This is a genomic window from Streptomyces djakartensis (genome assembly GCF_014651075.1).
In the GTDB taxonomy this organism is placed as follows: Bacteria; Actinomycetota; Actinomycetes; order Streptomycetales; family Streptomycetaceae; genus Streptomyces; species Streptomyces djakartensis.
In genome coordinates this window covers 46,556-70,949 of record NZ_BMWE01000023.1, presented here as the reverse complement: position 1 = coordinate 70,949, position 24,394 = coordinate 46,556, and the positions used below count along the sequence as shown (strand labels likewise).

Sequence of the window (24,394 nt, the reverse complement as noted above, 5' to 3'; positions counted from 1 at the left end):
CTCCTGCGGTCTTACGCGGCGGCCAGCTTCGCCGCCGAGTCCGCGTCGACGCACGCCTGGATCACGGCGTCGAGATCGCCGTCCAGGACCTGGTCCAGGTTGTACGCCTTGAAGCCGACGCGGTGGTCCGAGATGCGGTTCTCCGGGAAGTTGTACGTGCGGATCTTCTCGGAGCGGTCGACGGTGCGGACCTGGCTGCGGCGGGCGTCGGCGGCGTTCCTCTCCGCCTCCTCCTGCGCGGCCGCGAGCAGCCTGGAGCGCAGGATACGCAGGGCCTGCTCCTTGTTCTGCAGCTGGCTCTTCTCGTTCTGGCAGGAGGCGACGACTCCGGTCGGGATGTGCGTGATGCGCACGGCGGAGTCGGTGGTGTTGACGGACTGTCCGCCCGGTCCGGAGGAGCGGTAGACGTCGATGCGCAGGTCGTTGGGGTTGATCTCGACGTCGATCTCCTCGGCCTCGGGCGTCACCAGGACACCGGCCGCGGAGGTGTGGATGCGGCCCTGGGACTCCGTCGCCGGGACGCGCTGCACGCGGTGCACACCGCCCTCGTACTTCAGCCGCGCCCATACGCCCTGACCGGGCTCGGTGGCTCCCTGACCGCCCTTGGTCTTCACCGCGACCTGGACGTCCTTGTAACCGCCGAGCTCGGACTCGGTGGCGTCGATGATCTCGGTCTTCCAGCCGACGCGCTCGGCGTACCGTAGGTACATGCGCAGCAGGTCGCCGGCGAACAGGGCCGACTCGTCGCCGCCCGCGCCCGCCTTGATCTCGAGGATGACGTCCTTGTCGTCGCTGGGGTCGCGCGGGACCAGCAGCAGGCGCAGCTTCTCCGTCAGCTCCTCGCGCTGCTGCTCCAGGTCCTTGACCTCGGCGGCGAAGTCGGGGTCGTCGGCGGCGAATTCGCGCGCGGTCTCGATGTCGTCGCCCGTCTGCGTCCAGGAGCGGTACGTGGCGACGATGGGGGTGAGCTCGGCGTAACGCTTGTTCAGCTTGCGCGCGTTGGCCTGGTCGGCGTGGACCGACGGGTCGGCGAGCTTCTTCTCCAGGTCGGCGTGCTCGGCGACGAGTTCCTCGACGGCCTCGAACATCTTGGGCTCCTGTGTACGGACGGGGGGTGAAGGGCGGGCGACCAAAAACGCCGGTCCCGGAGCGCCCCGGCGGGGGGCACTTCCGTGGACCGGCGAAATGGGGCTCGCTACTTCTTGGAGCCGGCGGCCTTGCCGAAGCGGGCCTCGAAGCGGGCCACACGGCCACCGGTGTCGAGGATCTTCTGCTTGCCCGTGTAGAACGGGTGGCACTCGGAGCAGACGTCGGCACGGATGGTGCCGGACTCGATGGTGCTGCGAGTGGTGAACGACGCGCCGCAGGTGCAGCTGACCTGCGTCTCGACGTACTCGGGGTGGATGTCGCGCTTCAAGGTGTCTCCTAGGTTCCGGGAGGGCGCCGGGTCGCTGCCGCGGGGTGCGGGAGCGTGAACCGGAGCCGACGTACCAGTCTGCCAGGACTGGGGCCTACTCCCAAAACCGGGGGTTGTCGTGATCTATTCCCTGCGGGTTGTCCTGGGTTGCGCGCGCAGTTCCCCGCGCCCCTGGGGACGTGCCCCTCAGGGCGCACTCACGACGCCCTTGGCCTCGCCCGCTGCCGAGTGCGCCGTGGCCGACTTCGGGATCGGCCTGTCGTGTTCCAGGGCGTCCCAGATCTGCTGGGCCTTCTTCTTCTGGAGCAGGACGCGGTTGGGGTCGGCCGGGTCGTAGGCGACCGGCATGGTGACCATGTGCATGTGGGACGGGCTGATGCCCTTGAGGCCGTTCGCGAACGACGCGAGGTCGTTGACCGAGCCGAGGCCGGAGTCGGTCGTCACCGTCTTGGTCGCGGTCTCCGCGAGGTCGAGCAGCTTCTTGGGGTCGCTGAAGACGCCGACGTCCTCGACCTGGTGCAGCAGGGCCTTGATGAAGGCCTGCTGGAGCTGGATGCGGCCGAGGTCGGAGCCGTCGCCGACGCCGTGGCGGGTGCGGACCAGACCGAGGGCCTGCTCTCCGTCGAGTCTGTGGGTGCCGGCCTTCAGCTTCAGGTGGCTGTCGGGGTCGTCGATGCTCTTGGTCGTGGTGACCTCGACGCCGCCGAGGTCGTCGATGAGCTTCTGGAAGCCGGCGAAGTCGACCTCCAGGTAGTGGTCCATGCGCAGGTCGGTGATCGACTCCACGGTCTTCACGGCGCAGGCGGCCCCGCCGGTGGAGTACGCGGAGTTGAACATCACGCCGTTCGCCGCGGGGTGTTCGTCGCCCTTGGTGTCCGTGCACGACGGCCGGTCGATGAGGGTGTCGCGCGGGATGGAGACCACGCTGGCCTTCTTGTGGCCCTTGTGGATGTGCACGATCATCGCCGTGTCGGAGCGGGCGCTGCCGTCGTCGGTGCCGCCGCCGAGCTTCTTGTTGCCGCCGGCGCGGGTGTCGGAGCCGAGGACGAGGATGTTCTCGGAGCCGTTGTCGGCCTTCTCGGGCCGGTCGGTGCCGAGGGCCTGGTCGATGTCGACGCTCTTGAGGTTGCCGTTGAGCTTGAAGTACAGGTACCCCGCCCCGGTGCCGCCGAGGACGACGATGCCCGCCGCGGTCCAGGCCGTGATCATCAGGGCCTTGTGGCGCGTGGGGGGCTTGCGGCGCCGGCCCTTGGCGCGGTGGCGTGGTCCGTTGGTGCCGGTTCCGCCCGGTATGCCCGGGCCCGGCGTGCTCTCGGCAGACATGGGCTCCTCAGCTCGTCTTCGGTCGGTTACCCCCTGCAGTCAGGTGCCAGGCGTCCTCGGTCGGGGGACTCTCCCCCGGCACCATCGTCACTCCGCCTGGTCAGACGGGGAAACTCGGGAAAGGGTTGCACAACGGACTGTGCCCACCGCGTACGGCGGTGGGCACAGTGCGTGTTCGGACGTAGTGGGGCGTACCCCGCTCACCTGCGATTTCAGCCGAAGATGTCGTACTGCTCGAAATCGGTTCCCACGGACATCCTTGTGGCGAAGATCTCGCTGGTGGCCTTGCCGGTGCCCGCGTACAGGTAGAGCGTGCCGCCGGGGGTGCGGGCCAGGAAGTCGGCCTTGCCGTCGCCGGTGACGTCACCGGGTGCGTCGAAGGCGTTGTAGCCGTCCCAGGTGCGCACCTTGACCCGGGCCGAGAAGGCGCCCGAGCCGGCCTTGCCGGTGCCCTTGTAGAGGTAGAGGTAGCCGCCGGACGAGCTGCGGGCGATCAGGTCCGTCTTGCCGTCGCCGGTGAAGTCGCCGTGGCCGCGGACGGAGTTGTACTGGTTCCAGCCGGAGCCGACCTGCACGCGGGGCGCGAAGGTGCCGTCGCCCTTGCCCGGGTAGATCCACATCACGCCCGCGGAGTCGACCGAGAGCAGGTCGGGCAGGTAGTCGCCGGTGACGTCACCCGGGGTGATGATGCGGGTGCGGGTCTTCCAGTTGTCGGCGATCTGCCGGGTGGCCCCGGTGCGGCCGGAGCCCCAGAAGACGTCGCCGTCGCTGCTGCGGCGGTAGACCACGTCCTGGTAGCCGTCGCGGTCGAGGTCGGCCTGGAGGAGGAGGTTGACGCCGCCCCAGTCGCCCCAGGACTCGCGGGCGTCGAACGACGTGCCCTTGGAGTTCTTGGAGTACCCGGTCTTCGTGGAGGCGTTGCGGACCCACAGGTCGGCCCTGTGGTCGCCGTTGATGTTGGTGTCGTCCACGCGCGGGTAGGCGGCGCCGACGTACGTGCTGACCTTGCTGAAGACGCTGTAGGCGCCCTTGGCGACGCAGTCCGTCACGCCCCAGGACACGACTCCGACGATCCGGTTGTTCACGACCAGCGGGCCGCCGGAGTCGCCGTTGCAGGCGGTGGTGGTGCCGGTGTCGCTGCCGGTGGCGGGCTTGCCCGCGCAGACCATGTGGCCCTTGACGAAGTCGCTGCCGTAGGCGCCGGCGCAGGTGGTGTCGGACTGGATCGGCAGCGTGGCCGTCTTCAGCGTCTCGGAGATGTCGTCGCTGGTCGAGCTGGTGCGGCCCCAGCCGTAGACCTTGGCGCTGGTACCGGCCTGGTACGAGGCCGTGTCGCCGGACGTCGTCATCCGGATCGGCGTGGCCCTGACCGGCTCCGGCAGGGTGAGGAGCGCGATGTCGTTGTCGATGGTCGTCGCGTTGTACGACGGGTGGCTCCACTGCCGCAGGACGGGCTTCGCGACACCGCCGTGCAGGTCCGTCCCGCCGTCCGAGGGCAGCTCGGAGGTGCCGGTGACGACGACGCCGTTGGCGTTCCAGTTGTAGCCCTTGACGCAGTGCGCGGCGGTGAGGATCTTCGTCGGCGCGACGACGGCGCCACCGCAGAAGAAGCCGATGTCGTCACTCGTGGTGGAGGTGCCCCGCTTGTCGTAGTAGTGGAGCTGCGCCATCCAGGGGGCCGTGCTGATGGTGGTCTCGGTGCCGCCGATGATCTTCGGGTCGATGCGGCTCGGGCCCGTGTCGGCGCTGAGCGACGCCTTGCTCGTCCTGCCCGCCGTGTCGTCGCCGGACATGGCGCCGGCGATCCGCTTCTCCAGCTCGGCGAGCGACGGTGAGCTGGTGGCGGGCCTGACCGGCGGCTGCGGCAGCGCGGCGGCCGCACCGGCGGACGTCGTCAGCAGCGCGGCGGTCACGGCGGCCGCGGCACCGGCGGCGGCGACGGGCAGGGCGATCCGTATGCGGCGTCTGTGCCGCCCGCCCCCAGGCATGGGTGTACCCATGTATGTCCCCCCTTGGGATCACAAGTTCGAAGAGAGCGTGATCCTAACCCGCCCGCTCATCGCGAAAGGGCCGCCCCCCGTTCGCTTCCGAACGGGGGGCGGCCCTTACGTCCCTGAGGGGCGCGGGGAACTGCGCGACCAGCCACGGCGAAGCCGCAGCCGACGAACAGCCGAACCTCGACGGCGCTCAGTCACCGTTCCCAGGCGTCGGCGTCGTCTTCTGGATCTGCATCAGGAACTCGACGTTCGACTTGGTCTGCTTCATCTTGTCGAGGAGCAGCTCGATCGCCTGCTGCTGGTCGAGCGCGTGCAGCACCCGGCGCAGCTTCCACACGACGGCGAGCTCCTCGCCGCCGAGCAGGATCTCTTCCTTACGGGTGCCGGACGCGTCGACGTCCACCGCCGGGAAGATGCGCTTGTCGGCGAGCTTCCGGTCGAGCTTGAGCTCCATGTTGCCGGTGCCCTTGAACTCCTCGAAGATCACCTCGTCCATGCGGGACCCGGTGTCCACCAGGGCGGTGGCGAGGATGGTCAGCGAGCCGCCGTCCTCGATGTTCCGCGCGGCACCGAAGAAGCGCTTCGGCGGGTACAGCGCCGTGGAATCGACACCACCGGACAGGATGCGGCCGGAGGCCGGGGCGGCGAGGTTGTACGCGCGGCCCAGACGCGTGATCGAGTCGAGCAGCACGACCACGTCGTGGCCCAGCTCCACCAGGCGCTTGGCGCGCTCGATGGCGAGCTCGGCGACCGTGGTGTGGTCCTCGGCCGGGCGGTCGAAGGTCGAGGAGATGACCTCGCCCTTGACCGACCGCTGCATGTCGGTGACCTCTTCCGGACGCTCGTCGACCAGGACGACCATCAGGTGGCACTCGGGGTTGTTGTGGGTGATCGCGTTGGCGATCGCCTGCATGATCATGGTCTTGCCGGTCTTCGGCGGGGCCACGATCAGACCGCGCTGGCCCTTACCGATCGGCGACACGAGGTCGATGATGCGGGTGGTCAGCACGCCCGGGTCGGTCTCCAGACGGAGCCGGTCCTGCGGGTACAGCGGCGTCAGCTTGTTGAACTCCGGGCGGCCACGGCCGTGTTCGGGGGCCATGCCGTTGACGGAGTCCAGGCGCACCAGCGCGTTGAACTTCTCGCGGCGCTCGCCTTCCTTGGGCTGGCGCACGGCACCGGTGATGTGGTCGCCCTTGCGCAGGCCGTTCTTGCGGACCTGGGCGAGGGAGACGTACACGTCGTTCGGGCCGGGCAGGTAGCCGGACGTGCGGATGAAGGCGTAGTTGTCGAGGATGTCCAGGATGCCCGCGACGGGGATCAGGACGTCGTCCTCGGCGATCTGCGGCTCCTGCACGTCGTCGCGGCCACGACGGCCACGGCGGTCGCGGTAACGCCCGCGGCGGCCACGACGGCCGCCCTCGAAGTCGTCGTCGTCCTGCTGGCCGCCACGGTCCTGACGGCCGCCGCCCTGCTGGTTCTGCTGCTGGCCGCGCTGGCCGCCCTGCTGGTCGTCGCCCTTGTTGCCCCGGCCGCGGTCGCGGTCGCGGTCCCGGCCGCGGTCACGGCGGTCGCGCCGACGGCCCTCGCCGCCGTCACCGGAGTCGGACTTGGCGTCGTTCTGGGACTGCTGCTGCGACTGCTGCTGCGCCGGCGCGTCGCCCTTGGAGTCGTTCTTCGCCTCGGCGGCGACCGTCTCGGGAGCGGAAGCCGGGGATCCGGCGTCGGCGGTGGCACGGCGACGGCGACGCTCGGCGGGAGCGTCGTCGGAGGCCGGCTGGCCGGGGATCTCGATCTGCTGCTGCGCCGTGGCCTTCTCGGCCTTCTCGGCGGGGGCCTCGGAGGGCTGCTTCGCGTCCGCCTGCTTGTCGGCCTTCTCCGCGTTGTCGCCCGTACGGGTGCGGGAGGTGGCGCGGCGCTTCGGCTTGGCCTCGGCGGGGGCGTCGGCCTTCGCCGCCGGAGCGGCCCCGCCGGACGCCTGGGCCTCCTTGATGACCTCGATCAGCTGGCTCTTGCGCATACGCGCGGTACCCCTGATGCCGAGGCCGGATGCGACCTGCTGCAGTTCGGCCAGCACCATGCCCTCGAGGCCGGTACCGCGGCGCCGCCGGGAGCCGGCACCGGCGGCAGGCGCGGAGGCGTCCGTGGCGGGCGCGGCAGCTGTCTCCTCGACACGTGCGCCCATCAGATCGGTGGTGTCGCTCACGAAGGGTCCTTCCCTGGAGCGGACGTCGGCCTGTCTGGCTCGGCGACCGGTTGTGCTGTCCGGCTTCGGTTCGTCTGGTGTGAACCGTGCCGGGGCGGTGGTCCGCCTAAACGGCGGAGGAATCTGGTGATGGCGCTTCCTTGTGTCGTGGCACCCAGTGTCAGTGTCACGCGGCGTGGTAGCACCGGTTCCGGAGCGTGCCCTGCGCCCCGCTCAGTGTCCGTGTAGGACGTACGGTCCGACGTACGGAACACAGTGCGGTTTGGGGGGCTCCCGGAAGAATGTCTGTCCCGGACGGGGACACGAGGCACCTCGCCATGGTGGGGTCGGGTGCAGACTTGAGGTTAACACTACCGGATCCAACAAACATTCCCCCTCTCCAAATCCGGCAACCGTGTGCTTCTAGATGTCGCCGGACTCGCCGGACGTCGCGAGCGGAAGCACGCTCGCGCCCTGCTGATCGAGGCGCAGCCGGTTCGCCGCCCAGTCCGCGCCCGCCAGGGCCTCGACCTTGTCGGCGGTGGCCTCGTCGGTCAGCGCCATGACCGTCGGTCCGGCACCGGAGATGACCGCGGGGACGCCCTCGGACCGCAGCCGCTCCACCAGCGCGGTGCTCTCGGGCATGGCGGGGGCGCGGTACTCCTGGTGCAGCCGGTCCTCGGTGGCGGGCAGCAGCAGCTCGGGGCGGCGGGTGAGGGCCTCGACGAGCAGGGCGGCCCGGCCCGCGTTGGTGGCTGCGTCGACGTGCGGGACGGTGCGCGGGAGCAGGCCGCGCGCCGTCTCGGTGAGTACCGGCTTTCCGGGTACGAAAACCACCGGAACGATGGAATCGGCGGGGTCCATCCTGATCGCGCGGGCCGCGCCGCCCTCCATCCACGACAGGGTGAAGCCGCCCAGCAGGCACGCGGCGACGTTGTCGGGGTGGCCCTCGATCTCGGTGGCGAGCTCCAGCAGCGCGGTGTCGTCGAGCTTGGCCTCGGCGCCTATGGTCACGGCGCGGGCGGCGACGATCCCGGCGCAGATGGCGGCCGAGGAGGAGCCGAGCCCCCGGCCGTGCGGAATGCGGTTGGCGCAGACGATCTCCAGACCGCGCGGCTGTCCGCCCAGCAGGTCGAAGGCGGTGCGCAGGGAACGGACGAGGAGGTGCTGCTCATCGCGCGGCAGTGTCTCGCTGCCCTCCCCCGCGATGTCGATGTGCAGCCCGGAGTCGGCCACCCGGACGACGACGTCGTCGTACAAGCCCAGCGCGAGGCCGAGGGCGTCGAAGCCCGGGCCGAGGTTGGCGCTGGTGGCGGGGACGCGCACCCGGACGGCGGCGGCGCGGAACGCTGGACCGGCCATCGCTCGATGACTCTCCTTGAGCTGCGTGATGGTCGAATGACGTGGGACGGACATCCGATGGTGTACGAGAACCCTGGGGGCCGCTGCCGGCCGGGGTGGCCGGCGGGTTTCCGGCCGCGGGGACGGCGCGGTACCGCGCTCCGTGCGGAGGCATATGCGGCGGGCGGGTTCAGTACAGCCTATCGAAGGAAGGTTCTGTGACGACATAGGGCGCACAGGAGGCGCACGATGCGTGTCGTAAGCCCCCTGTGCACCCCCCGTAGGGAAGCCCCCAGGGCAAGCGCCGTCTTACGCCGGGCCGTGCCGGGCGCTACACCGGCGCCCGGGGCGTCGGCGCAGGTCAGGCGGGCCCGAGGCGCACCTCAGGCCAGGCCCAGGCGCGCCGCCGCGGCGGCCGAGTCGACCGGGACGGTGACCGGCTGCGGGGCACCGGCGACGGCCCAGTCGGGGTCCTTCAGTCCGTTGCCCGTGACGGTGCACACGATCCGCTGCCCCGGGTCGACCTTGCCCAGCTCGGCGGCCTTCAGCAGACCGGCGACGGACGCGGCGGAGGCGGGCTCGACGAAGACGCCCTCCTGCGAGGCCAACAGACGGTAGGCGCGCAGAATCTCACGGTCCGTCACCTCGTCGATGAAACCGCCCGATTCGTCCCGCGCCGCAAGCGCGTACTGCCACGAGGCCGGGTTGCCGATGCGGATGGCGGTGGCGATGGTCGACGGGTCCTTGACGACCTCGCCGCGCACGATCGGGGCGCTGCCGGAGGCCTGGAAACCCCACATCCTGGGCGTCCGGGAGGCGACGCCGTCGGCGGCGTACTCCTTGTAGCCCTTCCAATAGGCCGTGATGTTGCCCGCGTTGCCCACCGGCAGGACGTGGATGTCGGGGGCGTCGCCGAGCATGTCGACGATCTCGAAGGAGGCCGTCTTCTGCCCCTCGATACGTACCGGGTTGACCGAATTGACCAGCGCCACGGGGTAGTTGTCGCTCAGGCCGCGCGCGAGCGTGAGGCAGTCGTCGAAGTTGCCGTCGACCTGGAGGATCTTCGCGCCGTGCACGAGGGCCTGGCCCATCTTGCCGAGCGCGATCTTGCCCTGCGGCACGAGCACGGCGCAGACCATCCCGGCCCGCACGGCGTACGCGGCGGCGGAGGCCGACGTGTTGCCGGTGGAGGCGCAGATGACCGCCTTCGCGCCCTCCTCCTTGGCCCGCGTGATGGCCATGGTCATGCCCCGGTCCTTGAAGGAACCGGTCGGGTTCGCGCCCTCCACCTTGAGGTGGACCTCGCAGCCCGTGCGCTCGGAGAGCACCTGCGCGGGCACGAGCGGCGTGCCGCCCTCGCGGAGCGTCACGACCGGCGTGGTGTCGGATACCGGCAGCCGGTCCCGGTACTCCTCGATGATTCCGCGCCACTGGTGGGTCATTGCTGGTTACTCTCCTTCAACCCGCATGATGCTGGCGACACCACGCACGGTGTCGAGCTTGCGCAACGCCTCGACGGTCCCGGTGAGGGCGGCGTCGGACGCACGGTGCGTGACGACGACGAGGGAGGCCTCGCCGTCCTTCCCCGACTGGCGAACCGTATCGATCGAGACTCCGTGCTCGGCGAAGACGGTCGCCACCTGGGCGAGAACACCCGGTTTGTCGGCCACGTCGAGGCTGATGTGGTAGCGCGTGACCACGTCGCCCATGGGCGACACCGGCAGGGCCGCGTAGGCGGACTCGCCCGGTCCGGTCGCGCCGCCGATCCGGTTGCGGCAGACCGCGACGATGTCGCCGAGCACGGCGGACGCCGTCGGGGAACCGCCCGCTCCGGGCCCGTAGAACATGAGCTGCCCGGCGGCGTCGGACTCGACGAACACGGCGTTGTAGGCGCCGCGCACGGAGGCCAGCGGGTGGCTCAGCGGGATCATGGCGGGGTGCACGCGCGCGGTGACGGAGCCGCCGTCCTCGGCCCGCTCGCAGATGGCGAGCAGCTTGATGGTGCAGCCCATCTCCTTCGCGGAGGCGAAGTCGGCCGCGGTGACCTCGGTCATGCCCTCGCGGTGGACGTCGTCGAGGCGCACCCGCGTGTGGAAGGCGATGGCGGCGAGGATGGCGGCCTTGGCGGCGGCGTCGAAGCCCTCGACGTCGGCGGTCGGATCGGCCTCGGCATACCCCAGGGCGGTGGCCTCGTCGAGGGCCTCCTGGTACCCGGCCCCGGTCGAGTCCATCTTGTCGAGGATGAAGTTCGTCGTGCCGTTGACGATGCCCATCACCCGGTTGATCTTGTCGCCGGCGAGGGACTCGCGCAGCGGCCGGATCAGCGGGATGGCACCGGCGACGGCGGCCTCGTAGTAGAGGTCCCTGCCGTGCTCCTCGGCCGCGGCGTGCAGGGCGGCGCCGTCCTGGGCGAGCAGCGCCTTGTTGGCGGAGACGACGGAGGCGCCGTGCTCGAAGGCGGTGGTGATGAGGGTCCGAGCGGGCTCGATGCCGCCGATCACCTCCACCACCACGTCGATGTCACCGCGTTTGACGAGGGCGGTGGCGTCGGTGGTGACGAGTTCGGGGGCGATGCCCTCGCGCACCCTGTCGGGCCGTCGTACGGCCACGCCCGCGAGCTCCACCGGGGCTCCGATGCGGGCGGTGAGGTCGTCGGCGTGCGTCGTCATGATGCGCGCCACCTCTGAGCCGACCACTCCACAGCCCAGCAGCGCCACCTTCAGCGGACGCGTACGCATCATCCGACCTCGTTTCCTCATACCGTCTACGGTTGCACCAGTCTCACTCACCGGACGGGAGTTTCTGCCCTTCGTCCGGATCCTGAGATATCTATTTCATTTGCACGGGGGCGGAAGACAGGAGATCTTCCGCCCCACCGTCGGCCCCTCCGTTGGGCCCTCCGGCGGGCCCTCCGTCGGCCCCTCCGTCGGTCCGGCTCAGCCGACGTCGAGACGCAGCAGGTCCTCCTCGGTCTCCCGGCGAACGATCACCCGGGCCTCGCCCTCATGCACGGCGACGACCGGGGGCCGCGGCACGTGGTTGTAGTTGCTGGCCATGGACCGGCAGTACGCGCCGGTGGCCGGCACGGCGATGAGGTCACCCGGTGCCAGGTCGGCCGGCAGGAAGGCGTCCTTGACCACGATGTCCCCGCTTTCGCAGTGCTTGCCGACGACCCGGGCGAGCATCGGCTCGGCGTCGGAGGCGCGGGAGACCAGCGCGACGCTGTACTCGGCGTCGTACAGCGCGGTGCGGATGTTGTCCGACATGCCGCCGTCGACGGAGACGTACGTCCGCAGCCCGTCGAGGGGCTTGACGGTGCCGACCTCGTAGAGCGTGAAGGCGGTGGGACCGACGATGGCGCGACCGGGCTCGACGGAGATGCGGGGCGTGCGCAGCTTGGCGATCTCGCACTCCCTGGTGACGATCTCGTTGAGCGCCTTGGCGATCTCGTGCGGCTCACGCGGGTCGTCGTCACTCGTGTACGCGATGCCCAGTCCGCCACCGAGGTCGATCTCGGGCAGTTCGACGCCGTGCTCGTCGCGGATGTCCTTGAGCAGCCCGACCACCCGGTGGGCGGCGACCTCGAACCCGGACATGTCGAAGATCTGCGACCCGATGTGGCTGTGGATACCGACGAGCTCCAGACCGTCCAGCTTCAGGGCCCGGCGCACTGCCTCGGCGGCCTGCCCGCCGGCCAGCGGGATGCCGAACTTCTGGTCCTCGTGGGCCGTGGCGATGAACTCGTGGGTGTGGGCCTCGACGCCCACGGTGATCCGGATCAGAACCTTCTGGCGCTTCCCGAGGCTCTGCGCGATGTGGGCGACGCGGGCGATCTCCTGGAAGGAGTCGAGCACGATGTGCCCCACACCGGCCTCGACGGCCCGGGTGATCTCGTCGACGGACTTGTTGTTGCCGTGGAAGGCGATGCGCTCGGCGGGCATGCCGGCGGACAGGGCGGTGGCCAGCTCGCCGCCGGAGCAGACGTCGACGTTCAGACCTTCCTCGTCCAGCCAGCGCACGACGGCACGGGAGAGGAACGCCTTCCCGGCGTAGAACACGTCGGCGTCCTGGCCGAAGGCGTTCCGCCACGCCCGGGCCCGGGAGCGGAAGTCGGCCTCGTCGAGGATGTAGGCGGGGGTGCCGAACTCCTCGGCGAGCCGCGTGACGGGAAGCCCGCCGACGGTGACGGCACCGTCCTCGTCGCGCGTCACGGTCTGCGCCCAGACCTTGGGGTCCAAGGCGTTGAGGTCGGCGGGCGGGGCGGAGTAGTGGCCCTCGGGAAGGACATCGGCGTGACGGGGCCCGGCGGGGTGTGCGGAACGGCTCATTCTCGGGTGCTCTCTCAGAGATGGTGGGGTGCGTCGATGCCGAGCAGGGACAGGCCGCCGGCCAGCACCGTCCCGGCCGCTTCGGCGAGGGCGAGCCGGGCACGGTGGGCGGCCGAGGGTTTCTCCTCGCCGAGGGGCAGCACGGCGGGGAGCAGGGGCAGCGTGGCATCGGCGACGCTGACGAGGTGCCGGGCCAGGCGGTCGGGGGTGCGGTGCGAGGCGGCGGCGGCAAGGACGCGGGGGTGGTCGCCGAGTGCGGCGACCAGCGCGGTGGCGTCGCTGTCGTGCACGGGGCCGGGCTCGGACTGGAATCCGAGGTCGGCGGCATTGTGCAGGAGGGCCCGGGTGCGGGCGTGGGCGTACCGGACGCGGAAGAGGGGGTTGGACTCCCGCTGCACCAGATGGTCGCCGGTGATGTGGGGCCGGTCGTGACCGGCGGGGTGGAGCAGCGCCCAGCGTGCGGCGTCCCGGCCGAGGGGCAGGGGGTCACCGGAGGCGGGGACGGGACGGACGGTGACGTCGAGGTGGGGCAGGTCGGGGACGTCAGGTAGGCCGCCTTGGCCTGGAGCGCCGGGGAGGCCCGGGAGGCCGGTGGGACCCGGGGGCGCCCCTGAGTCCTCGAGGTCCACGCCGAGGAGGGATCCCCACTCCGGCGCGGGCCGGCCGTCGCACGTGATCCGCACGGAGTCGCCCTGACTGCGCAGCACGCGGGCCACGGAGTCCGCGACCACCACGGCACGCACGTCTGCCGCGCACCGCAGCCGGACCACGCTCCCGCCGGCCGCATCGGCGTGCCCGTACCGCAGCCCGCGCCGCAGGATCTCGTCGACGATCCCGGCGGAGGCCGCCCCCTGGAGACTGAGGTTGAGGAAACCGGGTCCCGTGACGACGACATCGCTGACGGACGGCTCGTCCACCAGCCGCGACCTCAGAATCTCGGCCACACGCAACGGCGGCTGCCCTGCCGCGCCGGCCAGCTGGAGGGCGATGTTGGTGGCGTAGTCCCCGCAGCCCCCGGGCCCCGGCACAGTGACCACGGCCCGCTCCGGCACACTCACCCTCAGCTCACCCTCGTCGACAGCGCGACGCACGGCATGCAGCACGGTGCGGGAGAGCTCGACTGGGGTCACGGGGACAAGCGTATGGGAGGAAGGGGGTGGGTATGCGAACCGGTTTCTTGGCGGTCCGGGATGTGGACGGGGCGGTGCCTGCGGGGGGGCGGCGACGGGCTGGACGGGTCCGCCTCCACGGGGTGATCGGACTTGACCGGCTCCCTCCACGGGGCGATCGGTCTTGACCGGCTCCCTCCACGGGGCGATCGGACTTGACCGGCTCTCCCCACGGGGTGATCGGTTCGGACGGGGCGTGCATGCCTCCACGGCCGGGGCCGGGCGGGAGGAGACTTCCCGCCGACGGAGTGACCGGACTGAACCGTCAGGCGACGGAGTGACCGGACTGAACCGTCAGGCGAGGGAGCGACCGGACTGAACCGTCAGGCGAGGGAGCGACCGGACTGATCGGTCAGCCGCCGGCACTGCCGGCCCGCTGGGCCTCCTCCGCACCGACGACGGGGCCGAACGCGGCCGCGCCGCCGCCAGGAACACCACCCTCGCTCCCCTGCCCCTGCCCCTGCGGGTTCCGCTCCCGCTCGATCAACTGCCGCACCATACCGACGAGTTCGCTCGGCTCGAAAGGCTTGGCGAGGAAGGCGTCGACGCCCACCTCGAGCCCGGCCTCGACCTCATGCCGACTGCACGCGCTGACGATCGCGAGCGGCACGTCACGGGTGCGCGGATCCTCCCGCAGGCGTGCGGCGGTGCGGAGTCCATCCAGTCGGGGCATGACGACATCGAGGGTCACGACATCGGGCCGCACCTGATGGATGACATCAAGACACTCGGCACCATCGGCCGCGGTCACGACCTCCAGCCCCTCAAGCTCGAGGTTGACCCTGATCAACTGCCGGATGACCTTGTTGTCGTCCACAACAAGCACCCGGCCCGACGCGCCTGGCACAACTCGAGAGTAGGTCGACCCCGGCCACCGCGTCCGGGTTTTCCCCACTTCCACCCCGCGGGGGCGACCCACACACCCTCCCCGGCTGCGGAAACCCGTTCATGACCACCCGAGGAGAGCTGGTAGTGTTCTACCCGTCGCCGCGAGCAACGCGACCGACACGCCCCCGTAGCTCAGGGGATAGAGCAACGGCCTCCGGAGCCGTGTGCGCAGGTTCGAATCCTGCCGGGGGCACTTCGCAGGAAGTGCCTAAAGACCCCGCCATCAGCGCGTTTGCTGAGTGCGGGGTCTTGTTGTGTGTGCAGGCGAATGCCGCCGGAAGCAGCTGTTTGCCAGTGATCACGTTGTAATAGCGTGTTGATCTTGGAGGGCTTCGCTGCTGGTCACAAGCCGTTTCGCCGACCTTGAGAGTAGCCCTGTGGACCACCCGTGGGCAGGCCGAAGCCCCGGACCTCTTACGGTCCGGGGCTTGGGTCGGTCGGTCATGGTCGGCTGTCAGTCCGTAGGTTCGTCCCTCTCCCCCAGCCCTTGCATGATGCGGTCGTTCATCTCCTGCTCCTGGCCGTCGATGCACTTGGCGTAGATCTTCAGCAGCACGTCCACCGAGTGGCCCGCACGAGCGGCGACCTCCGGCGCCGGCACTCCGGAGTTGAGCCACTGGGAGACGCCCGCGTGCCGGAGGTCGTACGGCCGGAAGGCCAGGACCGAGGACACTTGATCGGGCACGAGCGCCAGTTCTCGCGCCTGTTTCCACGCTCGAGAGTACGAGGACGCCGCGATCACGTTGCCCCGCTCACTGGAGAACAGCCGGCCGTCCTTCGCCGTGCCGAACTCCTCCAGGTGCTCGCGGAGCAGCCGCACCAGCGGAGGCGGAATCGGCACGGTCCGTACCTCCCCGTGGGACCGCTGCTTCAGGCCGCGCCGATCGTGTGCCTCCCCGGAGTCCGTCCACGCCTTACCTGCCGTGGGGCGGGTCTCCGCCAGCTCTATGCGGCCCCAGCCTGACGCCGGAAGCGTGCAGTCGGAGCGGCGAAGGCCGAGGGCCTCCCCAGGTCGCATGGCCGCGTAGTACAAGCACCCGAAGAACGCCCGTAGCCGCCGGCCGCTCGCCCGGTCGTAGCCACCCACGTACGTGAGCGCGGTCAGCAGTTCCCGTGCCTGCCGAGGGTTGACGACCACCCGGCGGTCAACCTCCTGCAACGCGCGCTTGCCCCGCTTACGCCGGACCCTGCTCAACGGGTTGGAGGGCAGGTACTCCAGTTCCACGGCGTACTCAAGCGCGTTGAAGACCACGGCGCGCCGCCGCCGGTAGGTCTGCGTCGCCGCAGGCTTGCCGTCCAGCCGCCGACTCAGCGCATCGATTAGGTCGTGCGCACGGGTGATCTCCTGCAACTCCGCCACCGGCAGCGACGCCTTCTCGATCCACTTCGCCGCCGCACTGATCTCCTCCGGCCGCTCCCGCTTCCTACGAGGCACAGGCAGGACGTACGACCGCAGCGCACGCCGCAGCACCTCGGGAGCGGGCCGCCCCCGCCCCGGCTTCACCAGAACGGGAACGACCGTCGCCAGCGAATCGGTCATGCTGTCCCGCTGCTTGGCGGACGCCTCCGCCCACCGGGCGTCCACGTACCTCACCGCCAGGTCGAGGAAGGACAGCGCCGCCTTGCCGCCGCGCAGCGAGTCGGGCAGACCGGTGACGGTGTCGAACGGCTCGCCCTTGTCGAGCGCGCGCACCAGCTTGGCCCGGAAACGGTCGGCCAGTGTCTTGGTCTTGTACGACTCGCTGAACCGTTGTCCGTCGACCGCCCAGCGCACGAGGTAGGTCGGCTTCTTGGTGGTCTTGTTGACCGACAGCTTCCAGACGGAAGCCTTGTACGACTTCACGACGCCGCCCCCTCTGCCCGCTCCTCCAGCCACTCGTCGAGCACGTCACGGCGAACTCTCAGCTCCCCGTTCGGCAGCCGGATACAGACGGGAGCGAGGCGCAGTTCCCGCCAGCGGTAGAAGGTGCGGCGGGAGACGCCGTCCAGTTCGTCGAGCACCTGGCGGACCGTGAGCAGCTCTGCCGACTTCGCACGGCTGTCACGTGCCATGGAGACCACCGCCCTCCCGCACCGAGGCAGCCAAGAGAGCCGCTTCCGGTGAGTAGCCGCGCCCGGCGTAACGCCACTCGCCGATCGTGACCGTGGGGTAGTCGGCCAGGCCGAGGGCGGCCCGCTGTTGCTCCGCACGATGGTCGGCACGGGCCTGCCGGAGCGCGGTCAACGTCGTCGAGTACCGACGCGACTTGGTGGAGAAGTGGCCGCCGTACCCGAGCATGTGGGCCCAGCGGCGCAGCCCGAGCGGCTCGAACTCCGGCAGGCCGCCGAGCCACCAACACGTGCTGATCATGCGCAGCACGTGTGAGCGCACGGGCAGCGTGACCATGTCTCGCGCGTGATGAATGCGGCCGTCCACCGCGCCAGCGGACTCCGCCCCCTTGGTCGCGTACTTGGCGATGTAGCCCGCCACGGCCCCCGCAGAAGCGGGCCGCTCCCCCGGGCTCCGTCCGTATGAGGTGACCGGCCGCACATCGACCTGAGTGCCGAAGCGCAGTACTCGCGGACCGACCACGCCCGCACCGGGAGCGCTCAGCCGCACCCGACCGACAACAGCCCGTACCGCGGCCATCAGGAGCGGCACGGTCGCCCAGCCGGGCGGAGCCGAGCCAGGGCCGTCCGGACCGTCGAGCCGGATGACGGCATGGAAGTGAATTAGTCCCCGCCGCTGGTACTCGGCGACTTTCGCGTACGAGAGCCGGGCGACCTCCCCGAACTCCGAGCGCGTCAAACCGGCCCGCCGGGCGACCTCCCGCCGCAGCTCCAACCCGAACCGGTGCCAGAGCCCACCGGCGAGCGCGTGCCACAGCACGGCTCCCGCGTAGTCATAGCAGCGTGGGCAGACCGGTTCCCCGAGACGGGGATCGTCCGCCGGGTGCCGGTCTCGGCATCCGGCCGGGTTCCCGTGCGGACAACACTCCTCGATCCGGCGAGGCCTGCAGACCCGCACATGCTCGTCCCGTTCCCGGCGGGTGTGGACCGGGCCGAAGCCGGGAGCGGTGAGCGTGGCGAACACCTGCGGGTGACCGCCTACCGCCTCCGGCACCTCCTTACCTCCCACGAGACCGGCCCGGACGAGTTGGTACGTGTCCGCCCGGTACACAGCCGAACAGGCCGGGCAGACCGTCGCACGCCGGTTGCCGCACGCAGTGAGCAGCCGCCCTCCATAGACGTCGGAGCCGTAGGAGAGAAGGGCTGCGCCGGTCGTCGTGTCGTAGACGGTTGCCGCGCCGACCAGATGAATCGGGTTGGTACAGCCACCGAGGCGGATGATGTTCCGGCGCCACGCCGTGAACTCCGGATCCGACGCCTTGCCTACGAGAGCCGCAACGCCCTGCAGAAGCGCAGTGGTCATCGGCGACCACCCCCGCCGCCGAACGCCTGCCCCATCACGGCCGAGATCCCCTCCGGCCGAGTCTTGGCGCTGAAGCGAAGCGTCGGGTCCGTGAGCCAGACGGCCGCCGCGTGCGCGGGACACAGCCACTGCTCGGTTCCGTCGAGTTCGACGAGAACGATCTGTTCCCGTCCGGCGCAGGTCACGACCTGCGCGTCACGCTGCCTGAGTTCGCAGTCCAGGGACGGGGATTTGCGCGAATGGTGCGCGGTGGACAAAGTGTGAGTGCTCCTTTCACTGCTCACGTGGCGGATGGAGTGGGTTCCTGACGGGGTCGGGTTTGGCGACTTCGCGCCCCGTCGGGAGCCCGTCGTACGGGCGATCACTGCCGTTCCTCGGGAGGAACCCCGACGACGCCGTACGAGATCGGTCCGAAGTCGCGCCGTGCGTCGAAGTAGCCGCGACCGATGTCCTCGGCCAGCACACCGAGCGGAGAAGCAACGGACCGCACACCGTCGAGGCAAGCGACGGAGTCGGAGGCGTCGACCAGGACGATGACGGACGCGTGACGCGGGACGACAGCGGTCGGATTGGCAGTCAGAAAGTCGACCAACTCCCGCAGGCCGGCCAGGAAGGCGGCACGGTCTCCGGAGCGGATGACGTAGTCGGACACAGGGAGTCCCCTTCTCAGTTCGTTGGGGCGGATCAGAAGCGGAGTTGGCCGAGGAAGCCATTCACTCCGTCGAGGAAGGCCTGAACCACCGGCGCGGCCACGGTCCGGGCGAGTAGGAAGCCGAAGGCTCCACAGATCAGCGCGTCGGCCCACCTGAGGTACCGGATGCGCAGCAGGAACCAGATCAGCAGGCCGAGCAGCAGCACGGCCGACATGGACACCAGCACGGCAGGCCCCTTTCACGGTTCGACGTACAGTTCGGACAGGACGGGAGTCAGGTGCGCGTACTCGGCGGCGACGGCTTCCGCCTCCGACTCCGTGACCAGGTGGGACCGGGCGCGTTCCCAGCCGTCGCCGGACGCGAGTACGGCCGTGCCAGCCTGTTCCGGGGTGATGGCCTGGGCCGCCTTCAGCGCGTCGGGGTTGAGATCACCGAGCGCCATCTCGGCGGTACCGGGGTCGGCCACGCGGTGACACACCCGACCGCCCAACTGCGCGCGCAGCGCGGTGACTCCGGGCCCCAGGTCGGAGCCGACACGTTGGCCGGCGACGACCAGGAAGACTCCGAGAGCCGCCCCAAGCTGGGCCAGCCTGATGAGTGCCGTACCGGCAGCGTGCGCTTCGTCCTTCTCGTTCCTGCTCGCGACGAGGAACAGTTCCGCGATCTCGTCGACGATCACGACGACGGGCACCGGGCGTTCCTTGTCCGTCAGCCCCCAGATGTTCCGGACGCGAGCCGCCCGGCAAAGGGTCATTCGGTCAAGGGTCAGATCCACGAGGGCCGTCAGCAGGCGGACCGCTTGCTCTCGGTTGGTCGCGAGGGCGGACAACCGCGGCTCGTAGAGGGACAGCTCCATGCCGCCCTTGCAGTCGATCCCGACCAGTGCGACGCGTTGCGGGGCGAGTCCGGCCACGAGGGCGTTGATGAGCGTCGACTTCCCGGAGCGGGTGGCCCCCACGATCAGCCAGTGCGGCACCCGTCGCAGGTCGACCACCCACGCGGCTCCGGTCTCCAGAGCCCCGACGGTCACCCGTAGGAGCTGGCCAGGACCGCGTTGCTTCGGCACCTGAGGATCGGCTAACGGATCGACCGCTGAGGCCACGACCCGCACGACCCCCGGCTTACAGGAGGTCACCCTCACTGCGTGCACCTGCCAGTTCTCCGCCATGGCGGGCGCAGCCTTGACGAAGTCCTCCGGAACCTGGCCCGGCAGCAGCCGCACGAGCAACAGGAATCCGCTGGAGGTCGGCCGTATGAGGCCCCGCCGAGGCACGCGCGGCTGAGGCGGGGGTGCCCCCTTGCCGACGAGCCCGGACACCACGGTCAGCGCCGGTCGACGGCTCACGGCGAGCCCGCACCCGGCCATCAGGGGCCGCCAGGTCTGCACGACCCGGAAGGCCACGACCGGGAAGCCGAGTAACAGCCACCAGGCCGCGGGGTAACGGCGGCGCAGGGCCGGGCCTGCCAGGAGCAGACCAGACACCAGCACTGCGGCCACCACCAGAGCCCAACTCGGCCAGGTCGTCTCACCGGCCGAAGAGGCGGAGGCCAGTTCCATCACTGCGCGGTCCCCTTGCCCGTCGCACCAGCGGGAGCACTCAGAGGCCGGATCTCTGCCGCACGGAATGCGATGCCGTGCCGCCCCTCGTTTTCCCACGGCGTGGCGACCAGGTCCCGCACGGCCACCGGCATACCGAGCTGCACACCGGCGGGCTCACCGGCCACGCTCACGTTCACGACGTCGGCCGACGAGCCCGCCATCAGGCAGAGGCCGACCTGGTACATGGTCTTGCCGGTCTCGCGATCCACACGGAGCTGACCGGTCTCACGGTTGGCGACCCGCGGAGCAGGGGGAACGGCACAGATGATCCCAGTGAACTTCGCGGTGTCGATCGGAAGGCTTGCCACTGTTCGGATCTCCTCGTCTCTGGCACCCGCAGGCCGATCCTGCGGGTTGCTAGACCACCCGTACTACGGGTGACACGGACAAGAGTGGCCACCCGTAGTACGGGTTGTCAACCGACCTACCCATGAGCGAAGCTGTCCACGAACGTGGACAAGCTGTCTACGAGGACGCACAGCCGAGCAAGCCACGGCCACGGAGGGCCCGAATGCCGCCGAAGAACACGCAGCCGAAGTACCGGCAGATTGCCGACTACCTGCGCGAAGGCATCTTGGACGGCACCTTCCCCGCCGGCCAACCGCTCCCCTCCGAAGAGACTCTGGCAAAGCAGTTCGGCGTGACGCGCCCCACAGTCCGTCAGGGCCTCAGCGAGCTAAGAGCATCGGGTCTCGTCGAGGCCATCATGGGCCGCGGCACCTTTGCCCGCTCCCCTCACAGCCGCCCCAGGCACACACGCCCGCGCGGCGTACGCCGAACCTCGGACGGCCGCTACGTCGAGGCGGACGGCATCCGTTGGACAGACGCCGAGTCCCCGGTGGCCACCCGTACCGACGCCCCGCTAGCCCTGGCGGACCTGCTCCGCATCCCGCCGGGTGAGCCGATGTACACGTACGACGCCTTGCAGACCGCGGCTCACGGCCAGCTCCGCCAGCTCCACCGCACCTACATCCCGTTCTCGGTACTGATCGACACCAAGTACGAGGAGGAGGCCCCACCGCCGGCGCCGGAGCTCTACACGGCGCTAACGGACCTGGGCCACGAACTCCACTTCACGGAGTACGTCCGAACTTGCATGCCCCTACCGGACCAAGCCCAAGCGCTGCGCCTTGCCGACGGGGTCCCTCTGCTCCACACCATCCGCGTGACCCTCACCGCGTCAGATAGGCCTCTCGCCCTGGAGGAGTTCCACCTTCCCGGGGGCGAGCTGGAGCTGTCGTTCCGGCTGTAGCACAGCCCGAGTTGGCTCAGATTTTCTCCACGTCATCAAGCCCCGGCTGCGCTCCGCTCCGCCGGGCGCGCCTCCCGGCTCTGCTCCGGGCGCCGCTCCTGCCTTCGGCCCGCTCCGCCCGGGCTGCGCCGACGCGCGCCCACATGTGAATAGGACCGGTGCCATGAGTCGAGAACCGCGGGAGCGCGGCAACGCTCAAAGCATGCCTCCGGCGGGGGCGCTCAGGCTCCGAGATGGCGGGGGCGCCGTCTGCGACTGCCGGCCGGAGTGGTGGCGTGCGCGGGGAGCTCCCATCCCGTCTGCCATCGACCCAGGCAGAGCCGAGCAGACGCGGCCCCTGGCGTCCAGGTCGTTCGTACAGTGGCGCGCTCCACCTGGACGCCAGGAACCACGCCCGCTCCACGGTGTGTGGGTCGACGGCAGACGGGATGGGAGCTGGGGTGAGTGGTGGTTGATGCGCTAAGCAACTGGGCCGCTAGAGGGTGTCCCGTAATCGCCGAGGAGTATCCCGGTTGACCTGCTGGTTTACCTGTCATCTGGTGAGGGTGAGGTTGTGCAGGCGTGGGATACCGAATCCTTGAGGTGCTCTGCTGCTTGTAGCCCGAGGCCTCTTCAGCGGCTCACTTGGGGAGTTGCCTTCCCAGTGGGGACATGACAAGATCGGTAAACTGGTGTTCGATAACTTGAGAATGGATGTGCCCGTGAGAAAGCGCTCCTTACTGCTGGCTGGCGCGGCCCTGGCCGCCACCCTTCCCTTCGCCTCCGTGCAGCCCGCTTCCGCCGCGACGGTGTGCCCCCAGGGCAAGGTGTGCACCTGGGTGAAGAAGGACTTCGATGGGAACCGCAAGGACCGCACGACCCCGGGACACGGCTGCAACCCGGTGCAGGACGGCGGTATCCGCACGGTGTCGAACCAGTCCGGCAAGACCATCACCGTCTACAGCGACACTGGTTGTTACGGAAGCACGGTGGTGATCAGGAGCGGGCAGTACTCCAGCTCTCTTCCTTTCAAGGGCCTGAGTATTTCCTGGTAGGGCGCCTGACCTCGCGCCTCAAACCATCACAGAAGCGCTCGACCGAGACATCGGCCGAGCGCTTCTGTGATGGCGCCCGCGCGATCAAGCTCCCCTCGTGGCGTGTAATCGGGCCCTTACCGGTCGGTGGCATCGATGGACAGGGGCGTACACCGGTACTAATCGGGTTCGACTTCTACCGGGCGCTTCAGACGGTGAGGGCCGCACCGGCGTGCCCTTCGAGTCAAGTGCTCACTGACGTCTGACACCAGCGCCTGACACCAACAGGGACGAACAGCGGCGGTCGATGCCGAACCGCAACGGAAACCAGTCAAGCCGCAGGGCTAGTTCGCCAACGTCGCCGAGGCTCGTGATCGACCTGATAAGGATGAGGCTCGAACCTCTGCTAGACGGGGCGCCGCCAAATGGTGGGCGGCGCCCCGTCAGCCTTACTCGGCCATTGAACCTCCAGCCCAAAGCCGCTCCACCGGCCTAGCTGCTAGGCTCTCATTCCGTCGTTCTTGAACTCCGAAACTGCACGATCCTCGGCGTCACGTACCAGCTTTACGCCGGTAAGAAGATCGAAATCTCCCGTGATTGAAGCCGCTACTCTACAAACTGTTGCGCCAAGGTCGGAAAGCACAATAACAGCGGCGGCCAGGAAATGCCTAACGGTTTGATGCTGGACCTCGCTCACAGTCGTAAATGCTGACCCATTGCGGAGTCGCAGGCGGTCCATGAGTGCGCTTGGACCTGCATGAATTGCGTCATTTCCGGCCATGTAGAAGCCGCGCATGTGCTCCATATTCACCAGCTGCTCGATGTCACTGAAGGGGACCGGGGGCCTGCGTCCAGGGAAAAGTGGTGCCGCCCATCCATTCTGTCGGAAAAAGTCGCTTCCCCATGCTGCGGCTGCCCGACGCTCCAATTCTGCTTCCTGATCGTCAAGTGGATCAGGCGTCCCCCCTTGCGCTGCGATAGCCCGTGCCTCCTTTCGGGCCTCGGCGAGTGTCCACGCCCCATAGCGATCAGAGACGCTAGTGTCTAGCTGCCCGAGGGCAGACAGCGCGAGCGTGATGACCCCGAGCTCGTGCAAGCTCCTCGTCCTAGCCCTTACCGCTTCAGGGAAGCCATGCTCGGCTAGAAGCCGAATCTCGTTGGAGATTGAGCATGCTCGCGAGTGGAGCGACAACAACAAAAGGCATTTGAGTGCCTTTCCTCCCAGGATTCCCTGCACGCCTAGGAGGCTATCCCTTTTGATCGCTGGCTCACCATCCAGGACCCATTTTCCAATCGCATCCTGGACGGCCCCATTTAGCACCTCTGCAGTGGTTAATACATCATCGAAAAGGAGGAGACCTCGCCCCCATCTGCGCAAATGAGTGCGCCTGATCTTCGCCATCATCTTCTTGCGGACTCTACGCCTACTGTCCATCTCACTCAGAAACCAATTGTAATCATCTGGCGCCAGTTCGTCGGACAACCCAATAGCCTCGTCCATGGCTAACAGCAAGGCGCTTCCGGTCGCGTCTTCGTCTTGGCTACTAAAGGAACCTTCCCTGATATCCTCGTTGATCTTGTTTACCGCGTACCGCAGGAGTGCCGAGTCTTCCGGTTTCATTCGCCTTCGCCTCTCGTGTGGGAAACCTGCCATTGAACCGCAGCCCTACTCCGGGAGGCAAGGGGTTAGCCTTCGCCGCGATGCCGTGGGAGCAGCGTGCACCCACCGAGGTCAGCCCAGGAGCTTCATCGCGTGCGCAGGCCAACCGACAGACTCTTCAACCAGGTTGGCAGTCGACTTCATCGCTGCGGCTCT

At 69.2% G+C, this 24,394-nt stretch carries 22 protein-coding genes and 1 tRNA gene; 3 read left to right on the top strand and 20 right to left on the bottom strand.

All coding sequences use genetic code 11. The annotated features are described in order from the left end of the window. Positions 1-11 precede the first annotated feature (11 nt). The 11 genes from prfA to IE212_RS29700 form a co-directional block, all read right to left on the bottom strand. Positions 12-1,088: a peptide chain release factor 1 gene (prfA, locus tag IE212_RS29750; RefSeq protein WP_190201057.1), complete on the bottom strand. Its 1,077-nt coding sequence runs from the start codon at positions 1,086-1,088 to the stop codon at positions 12-14. 107 nt (positions 1,089-1,195) lie between these two features. Continuing rightward, positions 1,196-1,417, bottom strand: coding sequence for a 50S ribosomal protein L31 (gene rpmE / locus IE212_RS29745; RefSeq protein WP_003992975.1), 222 nt, complete (start codon positions 1,415-1,417; stop codon positions 1,196-1,198). A 186-nt stretch (positions 1,418-1,603) separates the two neighbouring features. Further along, positions 1,604-2,740 carry an LCP family protein gene (locus tag IE212_RS29740; protein ID WP_190201056.1) on the bottom strand — a complete coding sequence of 379 codons (1,137 nt, stop codon included), beginning with the start codon at positions 2,738-2,740 and terminating at the stop codon, positions 1,604-1,606. A 212-nt stretch (positions 2,741-2,952) separates the two neighbouring features. Beyond that, positions 2,953-4,740, bottom strand: coding sequence for a trypsin-like serine protease (locus IE212_RS29735; protein WP_229864635.1), 1,788 nt, complete (start codon positions 4,738-4,740; stop codon positions 2,953-2,955). A 187-nt stretch (positions 4,741-4,927) separates the two neighbouring features. Beyond that, on the bottom strand, positions 4,928-6,943 hold the full coding sequence (gene rho, locus IE212_RS29730) for a transcription termination factor Rho (protein ID WP_190201055.1): 2,016 nt from the start codon (positions 6,941-6,943) through the stop codon (positions 4,928-4,930). Positions 6,944-7,345: 402 nt separating this feature from the next. Further along, positions 7,346-8,284: a homoserine kinase gene (thrB, locus tag IE212_RS29725; protein WP_190201054.1), complete on the bottom strand. Its 939-nt coding sequence runs from the start codon at positions 8,282-8,284 to the stop codon at positions 7,346-7,348. Between the two features lie 362 nt (positions 8,285-8,646). Continuing rightward, on the bottom strand, positions 8,647-9,705 hold the full coding sequence (gene thrC, locus IE212_RS29720) for a threonine synthase (protein ID WP_190201053.1): 1,059 nt from the start codon (positions 9,703-9,705) through the stop codon (positions 8,647-8,649). A 6-nt stretch (positions 9,706-9,711) separates the two neighbouring features. Continuing rightward, on the bottom strand, positions 9,712-11,004 hold the full coding sequence (locus tag IE212_RS29715) for a homoserine dehydrogenase (protein ID WP_190201052.1): 1,293 nt from the start codon (positions 11,002-11,004) through the stop codon (positions 9,712-9,714). Positions 11,005-11,199: 195 nt separating this feature from the next. Beyond that, entirely contained in the window at positions 11,200-12,591 is a 1,392-nt protein-coding gene (lysA, locus tag IE212_RS29710) for a diaminopimelate decarboxylase (RefSeq protein ID WP_190201051.1), read from the bottom strand. A 14-nt stretch (positions 12,592-12,605) separates the two neighbouring features. Next, positions 12,606-13,721: an ArgS-related anticodon-binding protein NrtL gene (gene nrtL, locus IE212_RS29705; protein WP_190201050.1), complete on the bottom strand. Its 1,116-nt coding sequence runs from the start codon at positions 13,719-13,721 to the stop codon at positions 12,606-12,608. Positions 13,722-14,112: 391 nt separating this feature from the next. Continuing rightward, positions 14,113-14,661, bottom strand: coding sequence for a response regulator (locus IE212_RS29700; protein ID WP_190201091.1), 549 nt, complete (start codon positions 14,659-14,661; stop codon positions 14,113-14,115). Between the two features lie 108 nt (positions 14,662-14,769). On the opposite strand from IE212_RS29700, the gene IE212_RS29695 reads away from it, so the two are divergent. Further along, positions 14,770-14,841 (top strand) — tRNA-Arg (locus tag IE212_RS29695). Positions 14,842-15,102: 261 nt separating this feature from the next. Here the strand turns inward: IE212_RS29695 and IE212_RS29690 are convergent. From IE212_RS29690 to IE212_RS29655, 8 genes are all read right to left on the bottom strand, one after another. Then, positions 15,103-16,491 carry a tyrosine-type recombinase/integrase gene (locus IE212_RS29690; RefSeq protein WP_190201049.1) on the bottom strand — a complete coding sequence of 463 codons (1,389 nt, stop codon included), beginning with the start codon at positions 16,489-16,491 and terminating at the stop codon, positions 15,103-15,105. After that, positions 16,488-16,700, bottom strand: a complete 213-nt coding sequence (locus IE212_RS29685) for a helix-turn-helix transcriptional regulator (RefSeq protein WP_190201048.1) — start codon at positions 16,698-16,700, stop codon at positions 16,488-16,490. The genes IE212_RS29690 and IE212_RS29685 overlap by 4 nt, the downstream gene beginning before the upstream one ends. Next, positions 16,690-18,060, bottom strand: coding sequence for a replication initiator (locus IE212_RS29680; protein WP_190201047.1), 1,371 nt, complete (start codon positions 18,058-18,060; stop codon positions 16,690-16,692). The genes IE212_RS29685 and IE212_RS29680 overlap by 11 nt, the downstream gene beginning before the upstream one ends. Continuing rightward, complete coding sequence (locus tag IE212_RS29675) at positions 18,057-18,317, bottom strand: hypothetical protein (protein ID WP_176395936.1); 261 nt, start codon at positions 18,315-18,317, stop codon at positions 18,057-18,059. The genes IE212_RS29680 and IE212_RS29675 overlap by 4 nt, the downstream gene beginning before the upstream one ends. Positions 18,318-18,421: 104 nt before the next feature. After that, on the bottom strand, positions 18,422-18,712 hold the full coding sequence (locus IE212_RS29670; protein WP_190201046.1) for a hypothetical protein: 291 nt from the start codon (positions 18,710-18,712) through the stop codon (positions 18,422-18,424). A gap of 32 nt (positions 18,713-18,744) precedes the next feature. Continuing rightward, on the bottom strand, positions 18,745-18,939 hold the full coding sequence (locus tag IE212_RS29665; protein ID WP_190201045.1) for a hypothetical protein: 195 nt from the start codon (positions 18,937-18,939) through the stop codon (positions 18,745-18,747). A gap of 12 nt (positions 18,940-18,951) precedes the next feature. Further along, positions 18,952-20,271 (bottom strand): FtsK/SpoIIIE domain-containing protein, encoded by a 1,320-nt coding sequence (locus IE212_RS29660; protein ID WP_190201044.1) that lies wholly within the window; start codon positions 20,269-20,271, stop codon positions 18,952-18,954. Continuing rightward, the gene (locus IE212_RS29655; RefSeq protein ID WP_052840690.1) at positions 20,271-20,621 is read right to left on the bottom strand and encodes an SCO3933 family regulatory protein; all 351 of its coding nucleotides are present in this window, start codon (positions 20,619-20,621) and stop codon (positions 20,271-20,273) included. Before IE212_RS29655 ends, IE212_RS29660 begins: the two co-directional genes overlap by 1 nt. 203 nt (positions 20,622-20,824) lie before the next feature. Here IE212_RS29655 and IE212_RS29650 point away from each other — a divergent pair, with 203 nt between their 5' ends. Further along, the gene (locus tag IE212_RS29650; protein ID WP_190201043.1) at positions 20,825-21,565 is read left to right on the top strand and encodes a GntR family transcriptional regulator; all 741 of its coding nucleotides are present in this window, start codon (positions 20,825-20,827) and stop codon (positions 21,563-21,565) included. A gap of 701 nt (positions 21,566-22,266) precedes the next feature. Continuing rightward, on the top strand, positions 22,267-22,599 hold the full coding sequence (locus tag IE212_RS29645; protein WP_190201042.1) for a peptidase inhibitor family I36 protein: 333 nt from the start codon (positions 22,267-22,269) through the stop codon (positions 22,597-22,599). A 478-nt stretch (positions 22,600-23,077) separates the two neighbouring features. On the opposite strand, the gene IE212_RS29640 is transcribed toward IE212_RS29645, so the two are convergent. Then, the gene (locus tag IE212_RS29640; protein ID WP_190201041.1) at positions 23,078-24,199 is read right to left on the bottom strand and encodes a DUF5677 domain-containing protein; all 1,122 of its coding nucleotides are present in this window, start codon (positions 24,197-24,199) and stop codon (positions 23,078-23,080) included. Positions 24,200-24,394: the final 195 nt, after the last annotated feature.

Excerpts from the sequence above, each read along its gene's own strand:
- IE212_RS29740 (WP_190201056.1), bottom strand. The coding sequence starts at position 2,740 with ATGTCTGCCGAGAGCACGCCGGGCCCGGGCATACCGGGCGGAACCGGC.
- prfA (WP_190201057.1), bottom strand. The coding sequence starts at position 1,088 with ATGTTCGAGGCCGTCGAGGAACTCGTCGCCGAGCACGCCGACCTGGAG.
- IE212_RS29640 (WP_190201041.1), bottom strand. The coding sequence starts at position 24,199 with ATGAAACCGGAAGACTCGGCACTCCTGCGGTACGCGGTAAACAAGATC.
- IE212_RS29715 (WP_190201052.1), bottom strand. The coding sequence starts at position 11,004 with ATGATGCGTACGCGTCCGCTGAAGGTGGCGCTGCTGGGCTGTGGAGTG.
- IE212_RS29735 (WP_229864635.1), bottom strand. The coding sequence starts at position 4,740 with ATGGGTACACCCATGCCTGGGGGCGGGCGGCACAGACGCCGCATACGG.
- IE212_RS29680 (WP_190201047.1), bottom strand. The coding sequence starts at position 18,060 with ATGACCACTGCGCTTCTGCAGGGCGTTGCGGCTCTCGTAGGCAAGGCG.
- IE212_RS29660 (WP_190201044.1), bottom strand. The coding sequence starts at position 20,271 with ATGGAACTGGCCTCCGCCTCTTCGGCCGGTGAGACGACCTGGCCGAGT.
- IE212_RS29685 (WP_190201048.1), bottom strand. The coding sequence starts at position 16,700 with ATGGCACGTGACAGCCGTGCGAAGTCGGCAGAGCTGCTCACGGTCCGC.
- IE212_RS29650 (WP_190201043.1), top strand. The coding sequence starts at position 20,825 with ATGCCGCCGAAGAACACGCAGCCGAAGTACCGGCAGATTGCCGACTAC.
- lysA (WP_190201051.1), bottom strand. The coding sequence starts at position 12,591 with ATGAGCCGTTCCGCACACCCCGCCGGGCCCCGTCACGCCGATGTCCTT.
- thrB (WP_190201054.1), bottom strand. The coding sequence starts at position 8,284 with ATGGCCGGTCCAGCGTTCCGCGCCGCCGCCGTCCGGGTGCGCGTCCCC.
- thrC (WP_190201053.1), bottom strand. The coding sequence starts at position 9,705 with ATGACCCACCAGTGGCGCGGAATCATCGAGGAGTACCGGGACCGGCTG.